Annotated in this window: 1 pseudogene; it reads left to right on the forward strand. The window is 39.0% G+C overall.

Going from position 1 to position 467, the window contains the following annotated elements:
• Window positions 1-467: pseudogene (locus KVT27_RS23665) on the forward strand (hypothetical protein); the annotation flags it as partial.

Genomic DNA, 467 nt, shown 5'->3' on the forward strand with positions numbered 1-467 from the left:
GAAGATAAGAGAAGTAGTAATATCCTTAAAATATGGGCTAGTGGACTAACTGAAGCGCTTATTCGTTCAGCACAAACTCACAAGATTCCTGCAAAGGCTAACACAACGTATACATTTTCTGTAGACTTCTATGCAGACAGCAATAATACTGTATGGGATTACCAAGTTCCTTTCATTATTCAGTTTTACGATAAAGACGGAAACCGAGTAGAGTATCAAGATGTAAGTATTGAAAGTTGTGGTGTCCCTATTCCGTTCAAGTACGATAAGTGGCAACGTTTAGTCTTAACTTACAAGCCAACAAATACAGCAATTACTCATATGGATTTCAGACCTGCATTGTTTAAAAACGGTCAGATTCACTTTAGGGAGTTCCAAATTGAAGAAGGTTCTCAGGTTACAGGGTGGGGGCCTTCCCAGGCTGATCTCGTGAAAGCTAAGGTCTTCCATACAAAAACTTCTGAAAT

Source organism: Lysinibacillus sp. GbtcB16, assembly GCF_019091145.1.
In the GTDB taxonomy this organism is placed as follows: domain Bacteria; phylum Bacillota; class Bacilli; order Bacillales_A; family Planococcaceae; genus Lysinibacillus; species Lysinibacillus fusiformis.